Here is a 20,052-nt window from a genome sequence, read left to right as displayed (position 1 = left end):
TCCGGCGCGGCAAGGCCCGGCACGCACGTGCCGGGCCGACAGCGAACCACGTGTTTCCGGTAGCCCGTCCGGGTCATCCCAGGCCCCGTTCGGGCTCGCCGAGCGGGGCCTTTGCTTGCAAAAAGGTCCGCACATGGAACTGCGTAGCAGCAACATCGAGAAACTCGGCGGCGAGGTGTTCGACGTCCTGATCGTGGGCGGCGGCATCAACGGTGCGGCCTCGGCCGCCGCCCTGGCCGGCAAGGGCGTGCGCGTCGCCCTGATCGACCGCGGCGACTTTGCCGGCAGTACCAGCATGCACTCATCCAACCTGGTATGGGGCGGCATCAAGTACATGGAGAGCCGCGACTTCGCGCTGGTGCGCAAGCTCTGCATGAGCCGCAACCACCTGATCAGGAGCTACCCCGCCACGGTCCAGGAAATTCGCTTCCTGACCACCATCACTCGCGGCTTCCGCTATCACCCGCGCTACCTCTGGGCGGGCGCCTGGCTCTACTGGCTGATCGGCAACGGCTTCACCCGCATACCGCGCTTCCTCTCGCCCCGGGCGATCCGCCAGAGCGAGCCGATCGTCGACGTTCGCGACGCCGTGGGTGGCTTCGAATACTCCGATGCCTACCTGCACGACAATGATGCACGCTTCGTCTTCAACTTCGTGCGTGGCGCGCTCAACTATGGCGCCGTGGCGGTGAACTACGTCGAATCGCTGGGAGCCCAGCGCCAGGGCGGCCTCTGGATCACCCGGGCGCGCGACGTGATCGGCGGTGGCGAGAGAGAGATCCGCGCCAGGGTACTGATCAACGCCGCCGGTCCCTGGGTCGACGAGCACAATGCACTCACCGGCCAGGCCACGAGCCATCGCCACCTCTATTCGAAGGGCATCCACCTGATCGTGCCGCGGCTCACCGACAACCGCCGGGTGCTGGCGTTCTTCGCCGACGACGGCCGCCTGTTCTTCGTCATCCCGATGGGACCGAGAACCTGCATCGGGACCACCGATACCCGGGTCGAACGGCCCGACGTGGTGGCGAGCGAGGACGACATCCGCTTCGTCCTCGACAACATCAACAAGCGCCTCGAACTCGACCGGCCGCTGGGCAAGGAGGACATCATCTCCATCCGCTGCGGCGTGCGGCCCCTGGCCATCCGCGCCGAGGGCGGCGGCGAGCGCGACTTCCTGCAGCTGTCGCGCAAGCACGCCATCGACGTCAACCCACAAGATGCCCACCTGAGCATCTTCGGCGGCAAGCTGACCGACTGCCTCAACGTGGGCGAGGAGATCGTCGCCGAGGTCGGCCGGATGGGGGTCGGCGTGCCCTACCCGAAGTACCGCTGGTACGGCGAACCGCCGGATCAGGTACGCCGCCAGTTCCTGCACCAGGCCAGCCTGATGCGTCTCGACGACCTGACTGCCGGCGACGCCTCCGAGCCGCTGTCGAGCCGACTGTGGCGGCGCTACGGCACCCACGCGCTGGAGATGCTCGAGGAGATTCGCGAGGACCCGCGCCAGGCCGAGGTGCTGATCGAGGGCACCGAGTACCTGCGCTGCGAACTGCACTATGCCAAGCGGCGCGAGATGATCGCGCGGCTGGAGGACTTCCTGCGGCGTCGCTCCAAGATCGCGCTGGTGGTGCACGAAGAGGCGATGCGCCAGTCGCCCGGCCTGCGCGAGGCGTGTGCCATCCTGTTCGGCGATGCGGCCGAGGCGCGACTGGAGGAATATTTCGCCACCACCCGGCGCGAGCGGGACGAGGCAACGGCCGGCGAGCGGTCCGCGGCGGGCGGCCCCCGGCACCCGCCTGCCGCCGCGTCGGGGCAACGAGCGTCGCATTGAGGCGGCGTGGGATGGCGGTATAATCGCCCGTCAACCCAACCGAAAGAAGAGGTTAACCGTGGGCTATCTCATTGGCGTCACCGCGCTCTGGGCCTTCTCGTTCTCGCTGATCGGCGTCTATCTGGCCGGCCAGGTGGACAGCTACTTCGCGGTGCTGATGCGCGTCGGCCTGGCCGCCCTGGTGTTCCTGCCGTTCCTGCGGCCGAAGCGGCTGGTGGGGCGTCAGCGACTGGCGCTGATGGGCCTGGGCGCCGTGCAGCTCGGCGTGATGTACATCTTCTTCTATCAGTCCTTCCTGCTGCTCTCGGTGCCGGAGGTGCTGCTGTTCACCATCTTCACGCCGCTCTACGTGACGCTGCTCGACGATGCCCTGTTCGGGCGCTTCACGCCATTCTACCTGCTCACTGCCGCCCTGGCGGTGCTGGGCGCCGCGGTGATCCGCTACGACGGCGTCGACAGCGGCTTCTGGCTGGGCTTCCTGGTGGTGCAGGGGGCCAACCTCTGCTTCGCGCTGGGCCAGGTGGGCTATCGTCGGCTATCGGCGTCGCTGCCCGCCGAGCTGCCGCGCCACAGCGTCTTTGCCTGGTTCTATCTCGGCGCCCTGGTGGTGGCGCTGCCGGGCTTCGCGCTGCTCGGCAATCCCGGGCAGCTGCCCAGCACCGCGGTGCACTGGGGGGTGCTGGCCTGGCTCGGCCTGGTGGCCTCGGGCCTCGGCTATTTCTTCTGGAACCTCGGCGCCACCCGCGTCGACGCCGGCGCGCTGGCGATCATGAACAACGCCTTGATCCCCGCCGGGCTGCTGGTCAACCTGCTGATCTGGAACCGTGACGCCGACCTGGGGCGGTTGGCCATCGGCGGGGCGATCATCGTCGGCTCGCTGCTGCTCAACGAATGGTGGCTGCGGCGCCGCTCGGCGGCGGCCGCCTGAGCCGGGTTTGCCCGCCCTGCACCCAGCCTCCATAATGAGCGGCCATGAGCCGAGAGACCAGGGCATGCAGAAAGAGCACGAGGGGTTCAAGAACATCGGTCTGATCGGCCGCCTGGGCAGCACCAAGGTGGTCGAGACCCTGAAGCGCCTGCTGCGCTTTCTCGACGCGCGTGGCCTCCACGTCATCGTCGAGGACCGCACCGCCACCGTGCTGCTCGACCATGGCCACCCCGAGGCCAGCCGGCGCACCCTCGGCGAACTCTGCGACCTGGTCATCGTGGTGGGTGGCGACGGCAGCCTGCTGGGCGCCGCGCGCACGCTGTGCCACAGCGGCACCCTGGTGCTGGGCGTCAATCGTGGGCGGCTGGGCTTTCTCACCGACATCTCGCCCGACGAGCTGGAGGAGCGCGTCGGCCAGGTGCTGGACGGCCGGTACGAGGTCGAGGAGCGCTTCCTGCTCGACGCCGAGCTGTATCGCGACGGCACCCTGGTCGGCAGCGGTGATGCCCTCAACGAGGTCGTGCTGCATCCGGGCAAGGCGGTGCGCATGATCGAGTTCGAGCTGTTCATCGACAAGCAGTTCGTCTGCAGCCAGCGCAGCGATGGCCTGATCATGGCCACGCCCACCGGCTCCACCGCCTATGCGCTGTCGGGGGGCGGCTCGATCATGCACCCCAAGCTCGACGTGATCGAGCTGGTGCCGATGTTCCCGCATACCCTCTCGAGCCGGCCCATCGTCATCGACGCCGCCAGCGAGATCCATGTGCACATCGGCGAGACCAACCAGACCTACCCGCACATCAGCTGTGACGGCCAGACCCGGGCCGTGGCCAAGCCGGACGATGTGCTGGTGGTGAAGCGCAAGCCCCAGCGGGTGCAACTGGTGCATCCCCTCGGTCACAACTTCTACGAGGTCCTGCGCAGCAAGCTGGGCTGGAGCAACCGGCTGGGGGATTGACGTGAGGCAGGCGGCGTTGGAAGGCTACGATCTGATCGGCGACGTGCACGGCTGCGGGGCGACCCTCGGGGCACTGCTCGAGAGGCTCGGCTACCACCAGCGGGGCGGCGTCTACCGCCATCCCCGGCGCAAGGTGATCTTCCTCGGCGACCTGATCGATCGCGGCCCGCGGATCCGCCTCGCCGTGTCCATCGCCCGGCGCATGGTGGAGGAGGGCGAGGCGCACATCGTCATGGGCAACCACGAGTACAATGCCCTGGCCTACTGCCATCGCGCCCCGCGTCGGCAGGGGCGCGAATGGCTGCGCCCCCACTCCCCGCGCCACAATCGCATCATCAAGGAGACCCTCGACCAGTACCACGACCACCCGGCGGAGTGGGACGAGACCCTGGCCTGGTTCATGGACATCCCGCTCTACCTGGACTTCGCGGACTTCCGCGTGGTCCACGCCTGCTGGGATCAATCGCTGGTCGACGCGCTGGAGCGCGAGTGCCCGGGTGGGGTCATCGACGAGCCGTTCCTGCAGCAGTCGGTGGCCCCGGGCACGCTGGCCTACCGCGTACTCGACCGGCTGACCCGCGGCGTGCACATTCCCCTGCCGGAGGGCGTGGAGATCCACTCCGGCGACGGCTTCACCCGGCGCAGCTTTCGCGCCCACTTCTGGGCCCGCGAGCCGCGCACCTGGGGCGACGTGATCTTTCAGCCCGACAACCTGCCCGACGACCTCGAGGAGCGCGAGCTGAGCGCGAGCGAGCGCGCGCGCCTGCCCCACTACGGGCTCGACCAGCCCCCGCTGTTCATCGGCCACTACTGGTGCGAGGGCATACCGGCGCTGCCCACCGCCAATATCGCCTGCCTGGACTACAGCGCGGTGAAGTTCGGGCGCCTCGTCGCCTACCGCTGGAGCGGCGAACGGCGGCTCGACGCCAACCATTTCGTCTGGGTCCGGGTACCCCAGGAGGAGGCGGCGAGGCCACGGCCCTGGGAAATCGACTTCGACTGAAAGGGGATACAAAGTTTTACAACTTTTTTTGTCGCCAGCCTGAACTTCCTTTCGGCTCGCCCGTCTGAGTAGGTGTTCCCTTGAATGATCCCTTGCTCTTGTCCGGCGGCCCCCCTTCCGCCGGATTTTTTCTGTGCCCTTCTGGTGGATTTGAGAAAAGCCCCGCCGCAGCGCAAGATGCTCATAACACGTTGGTTCAGGAAGAGTTCATGTACCGCATCATGCTGTTTCCCCACGAAACGGACACCAGCGAACTGCGCCGAGCGCTGTGGGCGCACCGGATCGGACACCGCTTCACCGAGGAGGCGGAAGGGCAGGTGCTGTGGCTCGCCGATCCCGCTCAGCATGATGCGCTGGTACGGCTGCTGAGGCGCTGGCAGCGCGGCGAACGGATCATGCCGGAGCGTCGCCAGCGCTCGACGGGCGGCGCCTCCCTGGCCCTCACCCTGCGCCAGGCGCCGGTCACGGCCACGGCCCTGGGGATTTCGCTGGCGGTGTTTGCGCTGATGGCCGTGCTCGGCGATATCGTGGTGGCCATGCTGACCATCGTGCCGGTCGCCGTCGTCGGCGGCGGGCTGGCCTTCGGCAGCCTGCCCGAGGCGCTGGCCTCGGGGCAGGTGTGGCGGCTGCTGTCGCCGGCCTTCATTCACTTCGGCTGGATGCACCTCATCTTCAACATGATGTGGCTATGGTACTTCGGGCGCCAGGTCGAGGCGCTGCAGGGCAGTGGGCGCATGCTGACGATTCTGCTGCTGGCCGGCGTCGGCGCCAACCTGGCGCAGTACGCCACCGGTACCGTACTGTTCGGCGGCATGTCCGGCGTCGATTTCGCCCTGCTCGGCTACGTCTGGCTGATGTCCCGGCGTGCCCCGGGCAGCGGCTTCTTCGTGCCGCAGATGCTGGTGGTGTTCATGCTCGGCTGGATGGTCTTCACCATGACCGACATGGCCGCGGTGGTGGGCTTCGGCAACGTGGCCAACGAGGCTCACCTGGGCGGGCTGGTCGTGGGGCTTCTGCTGGGGTGGTATTATTCGGGCCGAGCCAGGCGTCTTCACTGAGCCGTCACTTCGAGAGACTTCCCATGAGTGATATGACCTTCGAACGGATGATCCGGCAGATGACGCCGGCCATCTACGAGAGCCTCAAGCAGGCGGTGGCCCTGCGCAAGTGGCCCGATGGGCGCAGGCTGACCGCGGAGCAGACCGAGCTCTGCCTCGAGGCGGTGATTCGCTACGAGCACGAGAACCACGTGCCCGAGGGGCAGCGCGTCGGCTACCTCGAGCAGCGTACCTGCGGCAGTGCCAGCAGCGGCGCCGACGTGCCGCCCGAGCTGGCGGGGCTGGCCCGGGACGCCTCGCATGATTGACGGCGGGCTGATCGACGTCGCGCCGAGCCAGCAGGGCTGCCTGAGCAAGATGGCCATCGCCCCCGGCGATGCGGGAGGACCGGTCCGCTACACGCTGCGTGCCGGCGAGCATCGGCTCGACCTGAATGCGCGCCTCGGCAAGCCGCTGCGCCTGCGCTGGACCGGCGCTATCGCCTGCACCCACTGCGGCCGGGCGACGAGGAAGAGCTTCGCCCAGGGCTACTGCTACCCCTGTTTCAAGACCCTGGCCCAGTGCGACACCTGCATCGTCAAGCCCGAGACCTGCCACTTCGATGCCGGCACCTGCCGCGAGCCGGAGTGGGCCGAAAGGCACTGCTTCCAGCCCCATGTGGTCTACCTGGCCAACTCCTCGGGGCTGAAGGTGGGGATCACGCGAGGCACCCAGGTGCCGACTCGCTGGCTCGACCAGGGCGCGATCCAGGCCCTGCCCATCCTGCGGGTGGAGACCCGCCAGCAGTCCGGCCTGGTCGAGATGCTGTTCAAGGAGCAGGTGGCGGACCGCACCAACTGGCGCGCCATGCTCAAGGGCGAGATCGAGCCGCTCGATCTCCTGGCCGAGCGCGACCGGCTGCTGTCACGTCTCGAGGGTGGGCTCGGCCAGCTGCGCCAGCGCTTCGGCGCCGATACCCTGCGCATGCTCGACGAGGTGCTGGTCAGCTTCGACTACCCGGTGCTGGAGTTCCCGCGCAAGATCGTGTCGCACAACTTCGACAAGCAGCCCGAGGTGGCCGGTACGCTGCTGGGCCTCAAGGGGCAGTACCTGATCCTCGATACGGGCGTGATCAACCTGCGCAAGTTCACCGGCTACGAGGTGAGGGTGAGCTGAGCCGCGCAGCTGCGCTATGCTGCCGATGAAGAATCATGGCAGCACAGGAGCCTGACATGAGCCAGATGCGTGCCATGCGCCTGCATGCCCCCGGCCAGCCGCTGCAGCTGGAGCGCGTTCCCAGGCCGCTGCCCGGGGAAGACCAGGTGCAGTATCGCGTGCTGGCCTGTGGCGTATGTCGCACCGACCTGCATGTCGTGGATGGTGAGCTCCCTTCGCCGCGTCTGCCGCTGGTGCCAGGGCACGAGATCGTCGGCGAGATCACGGCGGTGGGAGAGGGCGTCGGGCACCTGTCGCCCGGCATGCGTATCGGCGTGCCCTGGCTGGGCTGGACCTGTGGTGAATGCGAGGCCTGTGTGGCCGGTCGCGAGAATCTCTGCACGCAAGCGCGATTCACCGGCTATACCCTCGATGGCGGCTACGCCGAGTACGGCGTGGCCGATGCCCGCTACTGTTTCCCCCTGGTCGCCGAGGACGCCCAGGCCGCGGCACCGCTGCTCTGCGCGGGGCTGATCGGTTATCGCACCTGGCGGCTGGCCGGGGGCGAGCAGAATCGACGCCTGGGAATCTACGGCTTCGGCGCCGCGGCGCATATCCTCGTGCAGCTCGCCGTGGCACGGGGCCAGCGGGTCTACGCCTTTACCCGGCCGGGCGACGACGCGGCCCAGGCCTTCGCCCTGCGGCTCGGCGCGGTGTGGGCCGGTGACGCCGACCAGGCGCCGCCCGAGCCGCTCGATGCCGCGCTGCTGTTCGCGCCGGTGGGCGAACTGGTACCGCTGGCCCTGGCTCAGGTGCGCCCGGGCGGGGCGGTCGTTTCCGGTGGCATCCACATGACCGATATCCCCGCCTTTCCCTACCGCCTGCTGTGGCAGGAGCGCAGCGTCCGGTCGGTGGCCAACCTCACCCGCCAGGACGGTGAGGAGTTTCTCGCCCTGGCCCCTACCGTGCCGATACGCACCGAGACCCGCGCCTACCCCCTGGAGCAGGCCAACCAGGCGCTGGCCGACCTGCGCGAGGGCAGGCTGACCGGGGCGGCGGTGGTGATTCCCTGACGTTGCCTCACGGCGGCGAGGGGGCGCGTTGTGGGGGGATTCCTGTGGCAGGAGCGGGCCGTGGCCGGCTATGCTCCCGTTTTGACCCGCTGCGATGAGTATCGCCATGTATCGTCTGCATATTGCCAACAAGAACTACTCTTCCTGGTCGCTGCGCCCCTGGGTGCTGATGCATCAGAAGGAGATTCGCTTCGAAGAGGTACTCACTCCCTTCGAAGCCGACTCGAACTGGAGCACCTTTCGTGCCTTCTCGCCCTCCGGGCTGGTGCCCTGTCTGGAGGATGGCGAACGCACCGTCTGGGAGTCACTGGCGATCGTCGAATACCTGGCCGAGCGCCACGTCGGCGTATGGCCCGCCGACGAGGAGGCGCGCACCTGGGCGCGCTGTGCCAGCAGCGAGATGCACGCCGGCTTTTCCCCACTGCGCAGCCTGTGTCCGATGAATTGCGGCGTCAGGGTGAAGCTGCACCATATGCCGGATGCCTTGGCACGCAACCTGGCCCGCCTCGATGAGCTCTGGCAGCAGGGGCTCACCCGTTTCGGAGGGCCTTTCCTGGCAGGTGAGGCCTTCACCGCGGTGGATGCCTTCTTCGCCCCGGTGGCCTTCCGCGTGCAGAGTTTCGGGCTCACGCTCGGTGAGCCTTCGATGGATTACGTCGCCCGGCTGCTGTCGCTGCCCGCCATGCAGCAATGGTACGAGGAGGCGCTGGCCGAGCCGTGGCGAGAGGCGGCGCACGAAGCCGAAGTCCAGCAGCACGGCGCCATCATCGAGGATCGTCGGCCTGGCTGAGCCTCCGCCTGGCCCGTTTCCCCCCGCGTTGCTCGGCTCATTCGAACAGGTCGCCCTGGGCGCGGGGCGGCCGGAAGGCTGTGGTATCGAGTAGGCGTGCGTCCCGCATCCCGGGGTCGTTGAGCCCCAGGCGTCGACACGCCTTGTCGAAGCGCTGGGCGATGAGCTGGGCGAAGATCCCCTCGCCGCGCATGCGCTTGCCGAAGCGACTGTCGTAATCGGCGCCGCCCCGGCACTGGCGCATCAGGCTCATCACCTTGCCGGCGCGCTGCGGATAATGCGCCTGCAACCACTCATCGAACAGCGGGGCCACCTCTCGCGGCAGGCGCAGCAGCGTCCAGCCGGCCGTTTCCGCTCCGGCATCGCGCGCCGCCTCGAGCAGGCGCTCCAGCTCGTGGTCGGTCAAGCCCGGAATGATCGGCGCGACCATGACACCTACCGGGATGCCGGCATCCTTCAAGCGCCCGATCGTCCGTAGACGGGCAGCGGGAGAGGCGGTGCGCGGCTCCAGGCTGCGCTTGAGCTCGGTATCCAGGCTGGTGAGGCTGATCGCCACCCTGACCAGGTGCAGCCGCGCCAGCTCGGCCAGTAAATCCAGATCGCGCAGGATCAGGGCGCTCTTGGTGATGATCGAGACCGGATGGCGGCATTCGAGCAGGAAGGCCAGTATCTCGCGGGTGGAGCCACGCTCCGCTTCCAGCGGCTGGTAGCAGTCGGTATTGCCGGACAGGGCGATGGGTCGGCACACGTAGCTGCGCTTGGACACCTCCTCCTTCAGCCGTTCGACCAAGCCGACGCGGGCGATCAGGCGGGTCTCGAAATCGATCCCGGGGGAGAGATCCCAGTAGGCGTGGCTCGGCCGCGCGTAGCAGTAGATGCAGCCGTGCTCGCAGCCGCGGTAGGGATTGAGCGAACGGTCGAAGCCGAGATCCGGCGAGTTGTTCCAGGCTAGGGCACTGCGCGCCCGCTCGCCATTGACGACCGTGGCCAGGCGCGTCGGCGTCGCCTCCTGCCACCAGCCGTCGTCTTCCGTTTCACTGTGCGTGGGTGCGAAGCGGTTGTCGGGGTTGTAGGTGGCGCCGCGACCCTTGCGCGGCTGTTGCTGATCGAACGGCGGCACGAGGCGACTCCCTGTTATGCTGTATTTATATACAGTATATCGCCTCCTTCATCACGCGCCAATGCTGGATAAATGGTCGCGGACCGTTACGCTGGTGAGCATGACGCCATCTTGCGATACCCCTTCCCCCACGCGTGCCGAATCGCTGCATTCGGTGCAGGGCCTCTGGTGTACCAGCTGCGCACTGGCCGTCGAGGCACGGCTGTTGAGACTGCCCGGCATCACCGCCGCCAGCGTCCATTACCCCAGCGCCACCCTGCTGGTGGAAGGTGAGCCGGAGGCCCTCGACGAGCCACGGCTGGCGGCTGCGGTGCGCCGTCTCGGCTACCGCCTCGGTCCGCCCGAGGCGGTAGCCGATGCCGAAGCCCGACTCGACGCCGAGAGTCGCTATCTCACCCTGCGGCTGCTGATGGCCGTGGCCTTCGGCATGTGGAGCATGCTCGCTTCGCTGTTGATCTATGTCGGCGCCATGCCCAGCCCGCGACTGGAACTGGTCATGGCCTGGGTGTCCGGCGCCTTTGCGTTGCCGGTGGTCAGCTACGTGGCCTTTCCGTTCTACCGCGCCGGCTGGCGCACGGCCCGCGCACGGCGCCCCGGCATGGATGCACTGGTGTCGCTGGGCGCGCTGACGGCGGTCGGCGTCTCGCTGTGGCTGCTGTCGCGCGGCTCGGCGGAGGTCTACTTCGATACCGCGGTGATGCTGGTCACCCTGCTGCTGGTCGGGCGGCTGGTGGAAACGCTATGTCGCCACCGCGGGTTGCGTGCCTTGCAGGCGCTGCATCAACCTCCCGCCGAAGTGCAGCGCTGGGAGCGCAATGGCTGGCAGCCTTGCCCATTGAAAGCGGTGGTGCCGGGGGAGCGGCTGCGTATCGAACGCGGCGAGACGCTGCCCCTGGACGGCATCCTGCAAGACGACGAGGCCCTGCTCGACCTGGCGCCGCTGACCGGCGAGAGCGCGCCGCGCCGCTGCCTGCCGGGCGATGCCGTGGCGGCCGGCTGCCGCAACCTCGGCGCGGCGCTGGCATTCGAGGTTACTGCGCCCGCCGGCGAGTGTCGTCTGGACCGGCTGCGCGAACAGATGTGGTGGCAGCAGGCCCGCAAGGGCGAGCTGCAGCGCCTGGCCGACCGTTTCGCCGGCTGGCTCAGCCCCCTGGCCGTGGTGCTGGCGCTGTTGACGCTCGCCGTGGCCTGGCTGGCCGGCGTGCCCGTCGAGGAGGCCTGGGTGAGGGCGCTCTCGGTGCTGGTGGTGGCCTGCCCCTGTGCCGTGGGGCTGGCGATTCCCCTGGCCGGCCTGGCGGGTAGCGGCCAGGCGTTGGAGCGCGGCGTGGTGATGCGCGACCCGGGGGCCTTCGAGACGCTGGCGCGAATCCGCAGCGCCGCCTTCGACAAGACCGGCACCCTCACCGCCGGTGAGCCGCAGGTGCAGGCCATGCACACGGTGGCCGGCCTGCCTGACGCGGAGCTGGTGGCGCTGGCTTCGGTAGCCGCACGCGGCAGCGAGCACCCGTTGGCGCGCGCCGTGCGTCGCTATGTTCTAGATGTGCAAGATATTCAAGATGCCCGAGGGGCCCGGGATGCCGGGGCGGGCGGGGAACTCGAGGTCGTGCAGGCCGAGGAGGTCGGCGGACGGGGGCGCCGGGTCTCACTTGGCGACGGGCGAAAGCTGCTGCTGGGCAGCCGTGCCTGGCTCGCCGAGCAGGGCGTTGCCACCGAGCAGGCCGCCGACTCGGGAGAGAGCGAAGTGCTGCTGGCCTGCGACGGTGCCCTGTCGGCTCGCTTCACCCTGGGCGAGACGGCCCTGCCTGGTACCGCCGAGACGCTGGCCGAGTTGCGCCGTCACGGCCTTGCCCTGGCGCTGATCAGCGGCGACCGGGCGACGGCGGTGAGGCGGCTGGCGGATGCCGTGGGCATGAAAGCGGAGGAGTGCTATGCCGGGCGCAGCCCAGAGGCCAAGGCCAAGCTGCTGGCGGCCATGCCGCAGCCGTCGCTCTATGTCGGCGATGGGCTCAACGACGTGGTGGGGCTGGCCACCGCCAGCGTCGGCGTGGCGCCGCTGGGTGCCAACAGCACGGTGCAGGAGGGAGCCAGCGTGGCGCTGCTGAAGCCCGGCGTCGGCGGTGTCGAGGTGGCCTGGCGCCTGGCGCGCCGCACCCGCCGGGTGATGCGCCAGAATCTGGTGCTCTCGGGTATCTACAACCTGTTGGCCCTGGGGCTGGCTGCCTCCATGCCGATACCGCCCCTGGTGGCGGTGCTGGCCATGGTGGCCAGCTCGCTCAGCGTGGTGGCGAATTCGGCGCGCCTGGCGTGGGTCGGGGACGAGACGCGTGGGGCGCAAGAGGATGGCCAACTGACGGAGAGGTTCGCAGCGGCGCCGTGACAGGCTGGACCAGGCTGCTAAGATGGCGGCTGCCAACCCCATCAGGACCCGCTCATGCTTGCCGAAACCCTGGTCGCCATCGTCCCGGTCGATGACGCTCTCGCCCCCGCCGTGCAGACACGCCTCGACAACCTCACCAAGCCGCCCGGCAGCCTGGGTCGTCTCGAATCGCTGGTCCTCCAGCTTGCCTGCCTGAGCGGCAGCGCTGCGCCTGAGGTGAGCCCGCCCGGGGTGATCGTCTTCGCCGCCGACCATGGCGTGGCCGAGGAGGGTGTGTCGGCCTTTCCCCAGGAGGTCACCGCACAGATGGTGGCCAATTTCGCCGCTGGCGGTGCTGCCATCAACGTCTTTGCCCGGCAGGTCGCGGCTCGGCTCGAGGTCGTCGACGTGGGCGTGAAGGGGGCGGTCGAGGGCGACGGTGTGATCATCGACAAGGTGCGCCCGGGTACCGCCAACTTCGCCCGAGAGGACGCCATGAGTCTTACCGAGGCCGAGCGCGCCATCGAGGTGGGAATCCGCGCCGCCGGGCGCAGCATCGCCGCCGGCTGTCGCTGCCTGATCGTGGGCGAGATGGGCATTGCCAACACCACCGCCAGCAGCGCCTTGCTGGCGGCGCTGAGCGGCCGGCCGGCGAGTCGCCTGGTCGGCCAGGGCACGGGTATCGCGACTGCGCGGCTGGCCCACAAGGCCGAGGTGATCGAAGGCGCGTTGGCGGCCCGCGGCGTGGATCCCTCTCGGCCGCTCGAACTGTTGGCCAAGCTCGGCGGGTTGGAGATCGCCGCCATGGCCGGCGCCTACCTGGGGGCGGCGGCCCGGCGCATGCCGATCCTGGTCGACGGCTTCATCGCCACGGTGGCCGCGCTGGTGGCCTGCCGGCTGGCGCCTGCACTACGCGGCTACCTGATCTTCGGCCATCGCTCCTGCGAGCCGGGCCACGACGTGGCGCTGGAACTGCTCGACGCCGAGCCGCTGCTCGACCTGCAACTGCGACTGGGCGAGGGGACCGGGGCCGCTCTGGCGTTTCCGCTATTGGAGGCCGCCTGCCGCATGCTGAGCGAGATGGCCACCTTCGATTCGGCCGGTGTGGCCTCCGGTGACAAGGCTAAATGAGCGTCGAGCCCCTGAGCCTGGCCCTGCTGGCGCTGCTGCTGGGGGCCATTGCGCTGGATCTGCTGATCGGCGACCCGCGCTGGCTTCCGCACCCGGTGGTCGCCATGGGGCGGCTGATCGAGGTGCTCGAGCGCCGCTGGAACCGCGGCGCTCACCGGAATCGTCGGCTCAAGGGCTTTCTGCTCACCGGCTGCGTGGTGGGGCTGGTCCATGTGCTGGCCTGGAGCGTGCTGACGCTGCTCGCCTGGCTGCATCCCTGGCTGGGGCTCATCGGCGAACTGCTGCTGCTGGCCAGTGCGCTGGCGATCAAGGGCCTGCGCGATGCCGCCTGCGCGGTGGCCGGCCCGTTGGCCCAAGGCGACCTTGACGCCGCGCGCGGTGCGGTGTCGATGATCGTCGGCCGCGATAGCGAGGCCCTCGACGAGGCGGGGATCACCCGGGCCACGGTGGAAACCGTGGCCGAGAACACGGTCGACGGCATCACCGCGCCGCTGTTCTGGGCGCTGCTCGGCGGGGCGCCCCTGGCGCTGGCCTACAAGGCAGTGAACACGCTGGACTCCATGGTCGGCCATCGCAGCGAGCGCTACGCCGACTTCGGCTACGCCTCGGCCAGGCTCGACGACCTGGCCAACTGGGTGCCGGCGCGACTGACCGCGCTGGCCATGTGGCTGGCCGCCCTGGTGCTGCCAGGGACACGCGGGCGAGGGGCGCTGGCCGGCACCCGGCGCGATGCGCCGCGCCACCCCAGCCCCAACGCCGGCTGGCCCGAGGCGATGATGGCGTACCTGCTCGGCGTGCAGCTCGGCGGCGTCAATCATTACGCGGGGCAGGTGTCGGAGCGGGCCCTAATGGGCGAGCCCCACGAGCCGCTGCGAGTCGCCCATATCGAGCGTGCCATATGCCATATGCACGGTGCCTGGAGCGCCTTCTTTCTGCTGATGGCGATATTCGTGCTGGCGGGAAGGGGCCTCATGTGAAGAGGCAATGAGCGATGACATGAGCAATGCGAACGAGAACATGAACGACTGGCCAAGCCACGGCGGGCGTCCGGAGCAGCTATTGCCGCGCTTCGGCCTCGCCGGCGACAGTGAGGTCATCGACTTCAGTGCCAACCTCAATCCGCTGGGGCCGCCCTCGTGGCTACCGGAGCGGCTCGCCGCCAGCGTGGCGGAACTCGCCCGCTATCCCGACCCCGACTATCGCGAGGCGCGAGACGCCATCGCGCACGCCGAAGGGCTCGGGCCCGAGCAGGTAAGGCTCACCAACGGCGGCGCCGAGGCGATCTTCCTCGCCGTGGCGCTGCTGGCCAGGCAGGGTGTGGCTCGGGCCACGATCGTGCAGCCCACCTTCGGCGAGTATGAGCGGGCCTGCCGTCACTACGGCATCGCCGTGGAGCCTCTCGCCCTGACGGGGGAGCGTTTCATGCTGGACGAGGCGCGTGCCGCTGGGGCCATGCGCGATGCCGGCGCGCTGTTCCTGTGTCGCCCCAACAACCCCACCGGCACGCTGATCGAGCGCGAGATCATCGAGCGCCTGCTGGTGGCAGGCCGGCGCCACGGCGCCATGCTGGTGGTAGACGAGGCGTTCGTCGATTTCGTCACGCCGGACGAGCGGCTCACGCCGCTGCTGGCTCGCTTCGACAACCTGCTGCTGCTGCGCTCGATGACCAAGCTGTATGCCATTCCCGGCCTGCGGCTGGGCTACCTGCTGGGCTCGGCCGCAGCGGTAAACGCGATTGTCGAGTTGCAGCCGCCGTGGAGCGTCAACGCCCTGGCGGCGGGGCTGGTCGCGCCGCTGTTGGCGGACCGGGACTATCTGGCACGGACCCGCGCCTGGCTCGACGCCGAGCGGCCCTGGCTGCAGGGCGAGCTCGAGACGCTGAGGCTCAACGTCGTGCCTTCCCGCGCCAACTTCCTGTTGTTCCAGAATGCTCGGCGCCGGGAGGCTCGCGGCGGGTCGATGCCGGCGCTGCTGGAACACCTGGCGCGCGGCGGCATTCTCGTGCGTCATACCCACCATTTCTTCGGCCTCGAGGGTGCCTGGCTGCGGGTGGCGGTGCGCTCGCGGCCGGAGAACCGGGCGCTGGTCGAGGCCATCGCGCGCTGGAGACATCCATGATCGCCTTCATCAGCGGCGGGGCGCGCTCCGGCAAGAGCACCCATGCCGAAGCCCTGGCGCGGCGCTGGCAGGCCGAGCGGGGCGGGGCCCGCTACTACCTGGCGACCGCCAGGAGCGGCAGCGACGGCGAGTGGCAGGCCCGCATCGGTCGCCATCGGCAAGCCCGGGGCGAGGGCTGGATCACCCTGGAGGAGCCGGTGGATCTGGTCGCCGCCCTCGGGCGGGTGGCGCCCGGCAGCACGCTGCTGCTCGACTGCCTGACCCTGTGGGCCAGCCAGCTGCTCTATGCAAGCGAGTATGCCGGCGAACTCGACGAGGCGCGGGGCATCGCCATGCTCGAGCGCCTGCTGGCCGAGGCCCGGCGACGCGACGTGGCGCTGGTGATCGTCTCCAACGACGTCAACGAAGGCATGCCCCCCGAGGACGCCGAGGTGTGGCGCTACCTGGCCTTCCTGCAGCGGGCTCACCGCCTGGTGGCGCAGGAGGCGGACGAGGTGATCCAGGTGATGGCCGGGCTGCCGCAGGTGTGGAAACGCCGTGGTGAGGAGCGTTCATGAAAGATGCCGCCTTTGGCCTGGTGTTGGCGCTGCAGTTCCTCACCCGCCTGCCGCTGCCGTTTGCCTGCCCCTGGAGGCCTACCACCCGGCGCTGGGCGGTACGCTGCTATCCGCTGGTGGGCGTGCTGCTCGGCGGCCTGCTGGCGGCGGCGGCCGCGCTGCTCGAGAACCTGCTACCCGCAGCGCTGCTGGCGCTGGCCCTGCTCACGCTGTGGGTGGCGCTCTCCGGCGGGCTGCACCTGGACGGCCTGATGGACGTGGCCGACGCCCTGGGCAGCAACGCGCCGCTGGAGCGCAAGTGGGAGATCATGAAGGATCCCCATGTGGGCAGCTTCGGCATCCTGGCGCTGGTGTTCCTGCTGCTGTGGAAGGCCGCGCTGTTGTTCGTGCTGCTCGACGCCGGTGCCGGCCTGCTGCTGCTGGTGATGATCCTGGGGCTGGGCCGCCTGGCAGCCGTGGCGCTGCTGGTGCTGGCCCCGGCGGCACGGCCCGAGGGCATGGCCGCCAGCTGGAAGCGCGACCTTTCACCGCGCGATCTCTGGCTCGCGGCGCTGCCGCTGCTGCCGCTGGCCGTGCTGGTGTCGGGCGGGGCGTGGCTGTGCCTTGCACTGGCGCCGTTCCTGATGCTCTATGCCCGGGGCATGCTGCGCGCCTTCAAGGGCATCAACGGCGATATCGTCGGAACCGCAATCGAGGGAGGAGAGCTATGGCTGCTGCTGGTCGCCTGGAGCTGGTGGTCGTTCGTCACGGGGTGACGCAGTGGAACCGCGAGCATCGCTACCAGGGGCAGCGCGACATCCCGCTGCTGCTGCCCGACGCTCTGCCGGGCCTCGACCGGCTGCGCGAGGCGCTGACGGAGCAGAGCTTCGATGCCGTGCACTGCAGTGACCTGACCCGCTGTCGGCAGACCCTGGCGCACGTGATCGAAGGGCGCGAGCGGGCCTGGCCGACGCACTTCGATGCGCGCCTGCGCGAGCTCGACTTCGGCGACTACGAGGGGCGCACCTATGATGAGCTGAAGTCGCAGCCCTTCTATCGCGCCTGGATCGACAGCGAAGGCCAGCAGCCGCCGCCCGGCGGCGAGTCCACCGCCGAGCTGCGCCAGCGGCTCGACGACTGGTTCGCCGATCTCGTGAACGGTTGCTCGCCGCATGGCCACCATCGCGCGCTGGTGGTCTGCCATGGCGGCGTGATTCGCGAGCTGCGCCGCCGCTTCGAGGGCATCGGCTTCTGGGAGGGCGGCGTCGTTCAGTCCGAGGGGCGCCGATTCACCTTCACTCATGACGGGGAGCGCTGGCAATGCAGCTCTTCATCGGCGGTACCTGCGCCGGCAAGCGCGGCGTCGTAAGGCAGCGCTTTGCCTGCGCCGGGTGGCATTCGGCATACGCGGGCCAGGCGCTCGAAGCGTGGCCCTCGACTGCCGCCGGCTCTCGCTGCCTGGTGCTGGAGGGCTGGGAACGCTGGATCGGCGAGCGGCTCGCCGCCGAGCCCGACGACGACCGGCTGCGCCAGGCCATGGCGCGGGAGCTCGATGCGCTGCGGGCCTGGGAAGCCGAACAGGGCGGCCAGGCCGTGCTGATCGTGGTGGAAATGGGCCGAGCCGTCGTGCCCCTCGGCCGCGAGAACAGGCGCCTGCGCGACCTCAACGGCTGGCTGGCCCTGGACGCCGCGGCTCGCTGCGAGCGGGTGTGGTACGTATGGAATGGCCTGGTGAAAGGGCTAAGTCGTTGATCCATATCAGCCAGAGCGCAACGATGCGTTGACGCCCGGCGCTACGGTTGCTAGCTTACGCCCACTCTCAGGTGCCTCATTGTCATTTCGAGGTTAAACGGGAAGTCGGTGATCCTCTTCAGATTTGAAGAAGGCGCATTCCGACGCTGCCCCCGCAACGGTGATCGAGTGTGGGTCCATCATCGCGCCACTGTGCTCAAGCATGGGAAGGCGATGGGCCCGAAGCGTGCCGTCGACGCTTCGCTCGTCAGCCCGGAGACCGGCCTGAGAGCGGGAAAGCTCGACAAATCGTTCGGCTCTCCCTTCATGCCGGGTTGCGGTGGGTAACCTCGAGGCAGGGCAGACGCCTCACTACTCTCCCTTTCTCGACTCCCAGGCCGCCCGGCTTCGCAAAGAAGACCGTGCGGGTAGGCACGGCGAGCAAGGGAATCAGAATGAAAACCAAGCATCATCTGGCTGCGCAGGGGCTGGCCGCCTTTGGCCTGGCCGCGCTTCCGCTGGCCGTTCAGGCTCAAGATCCGACCGGTGAGAGCGCCGATACCGTCGCCCTCAATCCACTGGTGGTCACCGCCACCCTGGCGCCGCGCACCGCCGACGAGAGTCTCTCCTCGGTGACCGTGCTCGACGAGGCCACCCTGCGCCGGCAGGATCCCACCAGCGTGACCGATCTGCTGCGAGGGCAGCCGGGGGTCGACGTCAACGACCGCGGATCGTTCGGCAAGGCGAGCAGTATCTACATGCGCGGTACCGGCAGTGAATCGACCGTGCTGATGATCGACGGCATCCGCCTGCGCTCCGCCACCGCCGGTGGCGCGGCCTGGCACTATCTCGACCCGCGCATGTTCCAGCGCGCCGAGATCGTGCGCGGCCCGCGCGGCAGCCTGTACGGCGCCGACGCCGTGGGTGGCGTGGTGCAGCTGTTCACTCATGAAGCGCAGGAGGGCGGTCCGCATCCTCGCGTCTCGGTGGGCGGCGGCTCCTTCGACACCCAGCGCTACAGCGCCGGGCTTTCCGGCAGCAGTGGCGGCACCCGCTACAGCTTCGCCGGCAGCCGTTTCACGACCGACGGCACCCCGCTGCGCCGCGACGGTGAGGACAAGGGCTACGACAACACCTCGGCGCTGGCACGCCTGGCGCATACCTTCGATGGGGGGGGGGAGGTGGGCATGCTGGCCCTGCGTGCGCGAGGTGGCAACGCTTTCGTCGACGGCGAGAGCGACTTCGTGCAGCAGGTGGCAGGCATCTATGGCGAACTGCCTGTGACCGAGCGGTGGACCAGCCGACTGACATTGAGTGAAGCTCGCGATGAGCTCGACACCTTCAATACCGACTTCCCTTCGCTCATCGAGACCCGGACCCAGACCGCCCGCTGGCAGAATACCCTGAGCTTCGGCATGCATGAGTTGATCGCCGGCGTGGAGCATAGCGAAGACAAGGTATCGGGCACCACGGATTTTGCCGTCTCCAGCCGTGACAACAGCGCCGTCTTCACCCAGGGTCTGCTCGATTTCTCGCCCTTCGCCGTACAGGCAGGACTGCGTTACGACGATAACGAAGCCTATGGCGACGAGGTCACCGGCAGCCTGGCACTGGGTTATGATCTGGATGCTGCTCATACCCTGCGAGCCAGCTACGGTACCGCCTTTCGCGCGCCGACGTTCAACGACCTGTACTGGCCGAACTCCGGCAACCCCGAGCTCAACCCGGAAACCTCCGCAACCATCGAAGTGGGGGTGCGTGGCCAATACCGGCAATGGTTCTGGGATTTGGCGGCCTACCGCACCGAACTCGACGACATGATCGCCTGGGCACCGACCGAGAGCGGGCTCTGGGCGCCGCAGAACATCGCCGAGGCCCGGATCCGCGGCGTCGAACTGTCGAGTGGCGTCGAACTCGGGGATTGGACGCTGGCTACGGCACTGACATGGACCGATCCAGAGAATCGCAGCGGGGCCGATGCGGGCAATCGTATCCAGCGTCGCGCCAGCCAGAGCGCTCGCTTCGACGTGGACCGCGAGCTGGGCGACTGGTCGCTGGGAGGCTCCTGGGTCCTGCAAGGCGATCGCTACGACGATGCGGCCAATCAGGATCGCATCGGCGGCTTCGGCCTGGTCAACCTGCGTGCCGGCTGGCAGTTTGCCCCGCTGTGGTCGGCTCGCCTGACAGTGGAGAACGCGCTGGACAAGGAGTACGAGACCGCACGTGACTATCTCAACGCCGGCCGCGCCGCCTTCCTCAGCGTCAGCTACGGTGCCCAGTGA

At 68.8% G+C, this 20,052-nt stretch carries 19 protein-coding genes and 1 riboswitch; of the genes, 18 read left to right on the top strand and 1 reads right to left on the bottom strand.

What is annotated here, in order from left to right:
- Positions 1 to 133: 133 nt before the first annotated feature.
- The 9 genes from DIS04_RS15390 to DIS04_RS15350 all read left to right on the top strand — a co-directional run bounded on the left by DIS04_RS15390 (position 134) and on the right by DIS04_RS15350 (position 8,778).
- Positions 134 to 1,834 carry a glycerol-3-phosphate dehydrogenase/oxidase gene (locus DIS04_RS15390; RefSeq protein ID WP_111414666.1) on the top strand — a complete coding sequence of 567 codons (1,701 nt, stop codon included), beginning with the start codon at positions 134 to 136 and terminating at the stop codon, positions 1,832 to 1,834.
- 58 nt (positions 1,835 to 1,892) lie between these two features.
- Positions 1,893 to 2,762: a carboxylate/amino acid/amine transporter gene (locus DIS04_RS15385; RefSeq protein WP_111414665.1), complete on the top strand. Its 870-nt coding sequence runs from the start codon at positions 1,893 to 1,895 to the stop codon at positions 2,760 to 2,762.
- A gap of 64 nt (positions 2,763 to 2,826) precedes the next feature.
- Positions 2,827 to 3,720, top strand: coding sequence for an NAD(+) kinase (locus tag DIS04_RS15380; protein ID WP_111414664.1), 894 nt, complete (start codon positions 2,827 to 2,829; stop codon positions 3,718 to 3,720).
- A gap of 16 nt (positions 3,721 to 3,736) precedes the next feature.
- Positions 3,737 to 4,723, top strand: a complete 987-nt coding sequence (locus DIS04_RS15375; protein ID WP_111414733.1) for a metallophosphoesterase — start codon at positions 3,737 to 3,739, stop codon at positions 4,721 to 4,723.
- 209 nt (positions 4,724 to 4,932) lie between these two features.
- The gene (locus DIS04_RS15370; RefSeq protein WP_111414663.1) at positions 4,933 to 5,781 is read left to right on the top strand and encodes a rhomboid family intramembrane serine protease; all 849 of its coding nucleotides are present in this window, start codon (positions 4,933 to 4,935) and stop codon (positions 5,779 to 5,781) included.
- 23 nt (positions 5,782 to 5,804) lie between these two features.
- A complete protein-coding gene (locus DIS04_RS15365) occupies positions 5,805 to 6,089 on the top strand; it encodes a YeaC family protein (RefSeq protein WP_111414662.1) in 285 nt (94 codons plus the stop codon).
- Complete coding sequence (locus tag DIS04_RS15360) at positions 6,082 to 6,936, top strand: DUF2797 domain-containing protein (RefSeq protein WP_111414661.1); 855 nt, start codon at positions 6,082 to 6,084, stop codon at positions 6,934 to 6,936. The genes DIS04_RS15365 and DIS04_RS15360 overlap by 8 nt, the downstream gene beginning before the upstream one ends.
- Before the next feature lie 56 nt (positions 6,937 to 6,992).
- Positions 6,993 to 7,988 (top strand): zinc-dependent alcohol dehydrogenase family protein, encoded by a 996-nt coding sequence (locus tag DIS04_RS15355; protein ID WP_218938174.1) that lies wholly within the window; start codon positions 6,993 to 6,995, stop codon positions 7,986 to 7,988.
- A 106-nt stretch (positions 7,989 to 8,094) separates the two neighbouring features.
- Positions 8,095 to 8,778, top strand: coding sequence for a glutathione S-transferase family protein (locus DIS04_RS15350; protein ID WP_111414660.1), 684 nt, complete (start codon positions 8,095 to 8,097; stop codon positions 8,776 to 8,778).
- Positions 8,779 to 8,815: 37 nt separating this feature from the next.
- Here the strand turns inward: DIS04_RS15350 and DIS04_RS15345 are convergent, their stop codons facing one another.
- Entirely contained in the window at positions 8,816 to 9,898 is a 1,083-nt protein-coding gene (locus DIS04_RS15345; protein ID WP_111414659.1) for a PA0069 family radical SAM protein, read from the bottom strand.
- A 100-nt stretch (positions 9,899 to 9,998) separates the two neighbouring features.
- On the opposite strand from DIS04_RS15345, the gene DIS04_RS15340 reads away from it, so the two are divergent.
- The 9 genes from DIS04_RS15340 (at position 9,999) to DIS04_RS15300 (ending at position 20,052) form a co-directional block, all read left to right on the top strand.
- The gene (locus DIS04_RS15340; protein ID WP_111414658.1) at positions 9,999 to 12,275 is read left to right on the top strand and encodes a heavy metal translocating P-type ATPase; all 2,277 of its coding nucleotides are present in this window, start codon (positions 9,999 to 10,001) and stop codon (positions 12,273 to 12,275) included.
- A gap of 54 nt (positions 12,276 to 12,329) precedes the next feature.
- A complete protein-coding gene (cobT, locus tag DIS04_RS15335) occupies positions 12,330 to 13,385 on the top strand; it encodes a nicotinate-nucleotide--dimethylbenzimidazole phosphoribosyltransferase (RefSeq protein WP_111414657.1) in 1,056 nt (351 codons plus the stop codon).
- Positions 13,382 to 14,362 carry an adenosylcobinamide-phosphate synthase CbiB gene (cbiB, locus tag DIS04_RS15330; protein ID WP_111414656.1) on the top strand — a complete coding sequence of 327 codons (981 nt, stop codon included), beginning with the start codon at positions 13,382 to 13,384 and terminating at the stop codon, positions 14,360 to 14,362. The genes cobT and cbiB overlap by 4 nt, the downstream gene beginning before the upstream one ends.
- A gap of 19 nt (positions 14,363 to 14,381) precedes the next feature.
- Positions 14,382 to 15,503, top strand: a complete 1,122-nt coding sequence (gene cobD, locus DIS04_RS15325) for a threonine-phosphate decarboxylase CobD (RefSeq protein ID WP_245904580.1) — start codon at positions 14,382 to 14,384, stop codon at positions 15,501 to 15,503.
- A complete protein-coding gene (locus DIS04_RS15320; RefSeq protein WP_111414655.1) occupies positions 15,500 to 16,060 on the top strand; it encodes a bifunctional adenosylcobinamide kinase/adenosylcobinamide-phosphate guanylyltransferase in 561 nt (186 codons plus the stop codon). The genes cobD and DIS04_RS15320 overlap by 4 nt, the downstream gene beginning before the upstream one ends.
- Positions 16,057 to 16,815, top strand: a complete 759-nt coding sequence (cobS, locus tag DIS04_RS15315) for an adenosylcobinamide-GDP ribazoletransferase (protein ID WP_111414654.1) — start codon at positions 16,057 to 16,059, stop codon at positions 16,813 to 16,815. The genes DIS04_RS15320 and cobS overlap by 4 nt, the downstream gene beginning before the upstream one ends.
- Positions 16,767 to 17,408 carry a histidine phosphatase family protein gene (locus DIS04_RS15310; protein ID WP_111414653.1) on the top strand — a complete coding sequence of 214 codons (642 nt, stop codon included), beginning with the start codon at positions 16,767 to 16,769 and terminating at the stop codon, positions 17,406 to 17,408. Before cobS ends, DIS04_RS15310 begins: the two co-directional genes overlap by 49 nt.
- Positions 17,360 to 17,791, top strand: coding sequence for a bifunctional adenosylcobinamide kinase/adenosylcobinamide-phosphate guanylyltransferase (locus tag DIS04_RS15305; protein ID WP_111414652.1), 432 nt, complete (start codon positions 17,360 to 17,362; stop codon positions 17,789 to 17,791). Before DIS04_RS15310 ends, DIS04_RS15305 begins: the two co-directional genes overlap by 49 nt.
- 52 nt (positions 17,792 to 17,843) lie before the next feature.
- Positions 17,844 to 18,073, top strand: a riboswitch (cobalamin riboswitch).
- Between the two features lie 152 nt (positions 18,074 to 18,225).
- On the top strand, positions 18,226 to 20,052 hold the full coding sequence (locus DIS04_RS15300) for a TonB-dependent receptor domain-containing protein (protein ID WP_111414651.1): 1,827 nt from the start codon (positions 18,226 to 18,228) through the stop codon (positions 20,050 to 20,052).

Origin of the sequence: Billgrantia lactosivorans (assembly GCF_003254665.1) — a bacterium.
Taxonomy (GTDB): domain Bacteria; phylum Pseudomonadota; class Gammaproteobacteria; order Pseudomonadales; family Halomonadaceae; genus Halomonas; species Halomonas lactosivorans.
This window is presented reverse-complemented; position numbering and strand designations above follow the sequence as displayed.